The sequence below is a fragment of the Seonamhaeicola marinus genome, assembly GCF_008085455.1.
Map to the genome: position 1 here is coordinate 1 of NZ_VSDQ01000013.1, position 404 is coordinate 404.

At 38.9% G+C, this 404-nt stretch carries 1 protein-coding gene; it reads right to left on the reverse strand.

The genetic code is table 11. The annotated features are described in order from the left end of the window. Positions 1 to 404: homocysteine S-methyltransferase family protein (locus tag FUA24_RS00115; RefSeq protein WP_187388111.1), on the reverse strand; the 404-nt coding region annotated here is incomplete at both ends.

Below are 404 nucleotides of genomic sequence, written 5' to 3' on the forward strand. Positions count from 1 at the left end.
GCTTTTGCATTTAATGTATCGAAAACGGTTTCAACTAATAAAATATCTGCACCACCATCCATTAAAGCTTCAACTTGTTGTTTGTATGCTATTCGTAATTCATTAAACGTTACGGCTCTGTAACCCGGATCGTTTACATCGGGCGACATACTTGCTGTACGGTTTGTTGGCCCAATTGAACCTGCTACAAAACGTGGTTTATGCGGTTCTTTTTTTGTGAATTCTACAGCAACTTCTTTGGCTATTTTAGCAGATTCGTAGTTAAGTTCGTAAACCAAATCTTCCATTTGATAATCGGCCATAGCAATGGTTGTACCCGAAAAGGTATTGGTTTCAATAATATCGGCACCGGCATCGAAATACTTTGCGTGAATGGTTTTTATAGCTTCGGGTTGTGTGATAGA